This is a genomic window from Paracoccus hibiscisoli (assembly GCF_005048265.1).
Classification (GTDB): Bacteria; Pseudomonadota; Alphaproteobacteria; order Rhodobacterales; family Rhodobacteraceae; genus Paracoccus; species Paracoccus hibiscisoli.
On sequence record NZ_SUNH01000072.1, the window covers coordinates 1 to 2,719 of the forward strand.

Below are 2,719 nucleotides of genomic sequence, written 5' to 3' on the forward strand. Positions count from 1 at the left end.
CCACCTTCGCCTTGAACTCAGGGGCGTGCTGCTTTCGTTTCGACATCGTCGATCTCCTTCGTAATGAAGATCAGCAGACAGCAAATCAGAGCTTATGCCAGTGTCCAGTTTTCGGGGGGCACCTCAAATACAGCCTGTGCCAGGCACCAGCTGGAATACTCTGTGCCGCGGTCTTTCAACCAGCACCGGCTGAATGAGAGCGGCTTGCAGAAGCTTTCGCGTTATCCCTCGCTGGCGTCTTCTGCATATGCGAACGGCGGCGCTCAGCGTGAAGGGTGTCCCCGCCCCAGTTCATGTGTTCACAGTTTGCGATCTGACCAACACCATCGTTGCAGGAAGGAGAACGAGGATGAACGCCACCCAGTTCAAAGCCGCCATCGCCGGCATGTCCGATGCTGACCTTTGCGAGGTCATCGACGCTTTTGGCCATGCGCATGATCACGCAGTGCAAATGAGGACCAGCGCGCGTCTGCCTGAAAGCGCCGCCTTTGGAGCGATCGGCAGGGATCTCGACTACGGCCTGGGCATCATCCGGCAGTCTGCACCCGAAGGCCCTGCCGCCAAAGACATGGACGCGGATGGGTTGCCGACCACGGCGCTCGTCACCTTCGTCGCCAATGGCGGGCAAGAAGCGACCAGCAGGCCGTGAACGCTGTTCGAGGGCCCTGGGACGGGCCGGGCACGCCGACTCAAGCCTTCGCCCGGTCCTTCATCTCCCTGACCAAGACCTCCACAAACTCAGCTGCCGGAAGGGTTCTCGCTCGTGATACCTGGGCGCCGGCCCATTGCGCCCCGTATGCCGTGGCGCCCTTGGCCTTCGCGGCGGTGTTGACTGCCTTGGCCAAGTCGTAGGCGCAGGGATAATCCGGGATGTTGGCGGGCTGGGCATCTTCCGTCCACTGGGTGAAGGCGTTGCCGAGGCAGCGGGCCGGGCGGCCCGATATGGCGCGTGTCATCACCGTGTCACCGCCAAGCGCAAGCCTCTCGCGGTAACCCTCATCCGCCGCGCTCTCCGGGCAGCCGATGAAGGCGGTGCCCAGTTGCACTGCAGCCGCGCCATGGTCCAGCATCCGGCGAATGTCGCGGCCGTCCATGATCCCGCCGGCTGCAATGATCGGCAGCGACACCTCGTTCAAGAGCGCGCGCAGCAGGTCTTGTGTGGAGAGCCGTGCGTCCGGCGCAGTTGGATCGAAGAGGCCGCGATGGCCGCCGGCTTCCCACCCTTGCGCAACGACAGCATGAAGTCCGGCGGCCTCGATGGCACGGGCCTCGGCAGGCGATGTTGCACTGCCTATCAGGATCAGCCCAGTAGCACGCAACGAAGCGATCTGGTCCGGCCGAGGCAGACCCAGGTGGAAGCTCACGACCCGCGGTCGCAGCTCAAGCAAAAGATGGACATAGGCTTCGGTGTCGCGGAAGCTGGTGTAGATATCACGGAGTTCAGTTGGCGGCTCTGCCTCGAACCGCTCGAACAGCGGCGCCGCCCGGGCAATCCAGGCCGCTTCGACGGCGGGATCGCGCGCTGGTCTCTTGTGGCAGAAGAAATTCACGTTGAAGGACGCCGCTGTCAGTTGCTGCACCTCCTCGATAGCCTCACGGGCCGCCTCCAGACTCGCGGCGCATAGACCGAGAGCACCGAGGCCGCCGGCATTTGAGACGGCTGCGGCCATTGCCGGCGTGGCCACCCCTGCCATCGGTGCCTGCAGGATCGGATGACTGAGCTGAAGCAGGTCCAGAAGTTCGTTCGTGACGTTCATCGGCTGTTCCTCCGCGTGCAGGATGCGCGAGGGAGCGAGGGCAAATCAAGGCTGCAGGACGATTTTGCCGAAGGCGGCGCCGCTCTCTAGGTGTTGGTGTGCATGGACGATCCGGTCCAGCGGAAAGACCCGGTCGATCCGGGGCATCAGGAACCCTGCGGCGATGGCTTCTTCGGCAAACCTTGCGGCGCGGGCCAAGACTTCCGGGTTTCTGGTCACTTCCGAGTAGACATAGCCGCGGAGGGACAGGCTGTTGCGTAGCGCGACCTTCAACGGGAAGGGCGTGGGCTGCGGGCTCAGCGCGCCATGAACGACGATCGTTCCATGAGGCCGCATCGCCTCGGCGATGGCCGTGACCTGAGGGCCGCCGACGGCATCGAACGCGGCATCCAGGCCGCCACCCGTCGCCATGTCCCCGGTGATTTCGACAAGGCGCGACGCCAGATCCTCGCGATCCGAGACGACGACCGCCTCGGCCCCGACCTCAAGCATAGCGGGGCGCAAGCAGTCTCCAAGGATGGTGGCAATGGGACGCGCACCGACGGCTCGAGCGATCTGGAGGGCGGTCAGCCCGACGGAACTGGAGGCTGCTGTGATCAGGACCCATTGCCCCGCCGAAAGCCGGCAGACCTCCACCAGGGCGCCGTAGGCTGTCACGAAGCTCATCCAGAAGGCGGCGGCTTGGGGGGCACCAAGACCAGCTGGCTGAGGGACCACATGCCGCGCGGGAAGTGTCAGCCAGTCGGCGGCCGTGCCGTGGCGCGTCACCGATGCCCCGGGGATTACGTTCACCCGGTCCCCAATCCGGAACCCTGCAACATCCGCCCCTACTGCCTGCGTGTTCCACGGGATGATGGGCACCCATTCCAGCTGATCGTGGGCAGCGATTCCACGCGATGATGGGCAGCCGTTCCACGCGATCGTGGGCGGGCCCGGCCGACAGTCTGAAGCTACGGTGACCC

At 64.7% G+C, this 2,719-nt stretch carries 4 protein-coding genes; 2 read left to right on the forward strand and 2 right to left on the reverse strand.

Going from position 1 to position 2,719, the window contains the following annotated elements:
* Both FA740_RS19950 and FA740_RS19210 read left to right on the forward strand, forming a co-directional pair.
* Positions 1-197: hypothetical protein (locus tag FA740_RS19950; protein ID WP_211243764.1), on the forward strand; the 197-nt coding region annotated here is incomplete at its 5' end.
* Between the two features lie 152 nt (positions 198-349).
* The gene (locus tag FA740_RS19210; protein ID WP_136858399.1) at positions 350-649 is read left to right on the forward strand and encodes a hypothetical protein; all 300 of its coding nucleotides are present in this window, start codon (positions 350-352) and stop codon (positions 647-649) included.
* 40 nt (positions 650-689) lie between these two features.
* Here FA740_RS19210 and FA740_RS19215 read toward each other — a convergent pair whose 3' ends face one another.
* On the reverse strand, positions 690-1,757 hold the full coding sequence (locus FA740_RS19215) for an NAD(P)H-dependent flavin oxidoreductase (protein ID WP_136858400.1): 1,068 nt from the start codon (positions 1,755-1,757) through the stop codon (positions 690-692).
* Positions 1,758-1,802: 45 nt separating this feature from the next.
* Positions 1,803-2,719 (reverse strand): zinc-dependent alcohol dehydrogenase family protein (locus FA740_RS19220; RefSeq protein ID WP_211243765.1); only part of this gene is annotated, 917 nt, incomplete at its 5' end.

Excerpts from the sequence above, each read along its gene's own strand:
- FA740_RS19215 (WP_136858400.1), bottom strand. The coding sequence starts at position 1,757 with ATGAACGTCACGAACGAACTTCTGGACCTGCTTCAGCTCAGTCATCCG.
- FA740_RS19210 (WP_136858399.1), top strand. The coding sequence starts at position 350 with ATGAACGCCACCCAGTTCAAAGCCGCCATCGCCGGCATGTCCGATGCT.